The 1,577-nt window shown below is 38.7% G+C and carries 1 protein-coding gene; it reads right to left on the bottom strand.

Going from position 1 to position 1,577, the window contains the following annotated elements; translation table 11 throughout:
• Window positions 1-147: 147 nt before the first annotated feature.
• Window positions 148-1,326, bottom strand: a complete 1,179-nt coding sequence (locus tag WMO65_RS26105) for an IS110 family RNA-guided transposase (protein ID WP_148394102.1) — start codon at window positions 1,324-1,326, stop codon at window positions 148-150.
• Between the last annotated feature and the right edge of the window lie 251 nt (window positions 1,327-1,577).

The following is a 1,577-nucleotide window of genomic DNA, read 5'->3' as shown; positions in this document are numbered from 1 at the left end:
AGACTAACTATTAAAAGTCAAATCTAAAAATGAAGTTTTTTGAATGAATTGCAGAAATGCATTTCAGCTTTATTTGAACCTTGAAAACTGCATGACAATAAGAGCATCTTTGCAGGTGCTCTAAAAGGAGATATTTACAGAATAAAGCTAAACGGTTACTCGGTATGCCTGTCCTGATTTTTCCATAGCAAAAATTGTTCTTACAAGTTTTTTCGTGGCATGGGACAGGGCAACATTATAGTGCTTGCCTTCGGAACGTTTCTTCTCCAGATATGCACCGAAAGATTCATCCCAGTGGCAAACGTATTTGGTAGCATTGTAAAGTGCATAGCGGAGGTATCTGGAACCACGTTTTTCCATATGTGAATAACAATTATCCAGTTGCCCGGATTGATAAGTGGAGGGTGACATTCCGGCATATGCAAGTATTTTATCCGCAGAATCAAAACGGCTGAAATCACCAATTTCAGCAAGAATCATAGCTCCCATCCGGTAACTGATACCGGGAATGGTAAGGATAGGGGATTTGATTTCTTCATCCATGATCTGCTTGATAGCTGTTTCAATTTCATCAATCTCAGTAGTTAATTCCTGAATTAGTTTGATGGTATGTTTTAGTTCCAAAGACTTTGCTGGCATAACAGAGCCGATGGAGTTTCTGGCAGCTTCTCTGAAAAGAATGGCGGTATCCTTGCCGTAATGTCCTTTCGAGCTTTGAGAAAATAGATTTGCCAGCTTTGTAAGGTGTGCAGATGCCACATGGGAAGCACCGGGAAATTCGGATAACATAGCATAAATCGAAGCCATATGAAGCGTAGGAACCAGTTTTTCGAGTTCCGGAAACAGAATATTTACCAGTCTGGAAATAGAAGACTTCAATTTAGCCCGCTCCTTTACTTTATCGAAACGGTAACGAGTAAGTGACTTTAGTTCTTCGTTGTGGTAAGATATGTCTGAGTAGGACTTCAAGTTCAAATCAGACATTAGCATAGCGGCAATGGTATGGGAATCAACTTTATCCGTTTTCGTCTTTCTAAGGCTTAGACTTTTTCTGTAAAGATTGGTATGTAACGGATTGATAACACAGGTGGTCAGACCTTTATCAAGAAGGAATCCCAGAAGATTGTAGCTGTAGTGTCCGGTGGCTTCCAGTCCTACTTTTACTTTAGTTAAATCATCTGAAATAGATTTAATTCTTTGAAATAAGGTTTCAAACCCTTCCCGATTGTTAGAGATGGTGAACGATTTGAATAATACTTCGCCATCTGAGTTAGTGATAAAACAATCATGTTTATCTTTAGCAATATCAATTCCAACGTAAATCATAAAAATACTCCTTTGCATAAAATTTGATACTGTTTAGAACCACTGGTACTCTTTGCGATTGTAACCTCGTTCTAAATAAACCGTCATGCGGTAACTAACTGATTAACAAATATACAAAGAGACTGTGGTTGGAGCCTTTCAAGAACCATCAAGTGGTAGGAGGTGGAAACCAATCCACAGTATCTCCAATAGTATAGCATACAGTCCTTGGAGAGGGACTATAAACACTACTACTTTATAATACGAGGAGG

It is taken from the genome of Blautia caccae, assembly GCF_040095955.1.
Taxonomy (GTDB): domain Bacteria; phylum Bacillota; class Clostridia; order Lachnospirales; family Lachnospiraceae; genus Blautia; species Blautia celeris.
Note: the sequence above shows the minus strand (reverse complement) of the source record. Positions and strands in the feature narration are given on the sequence as shown.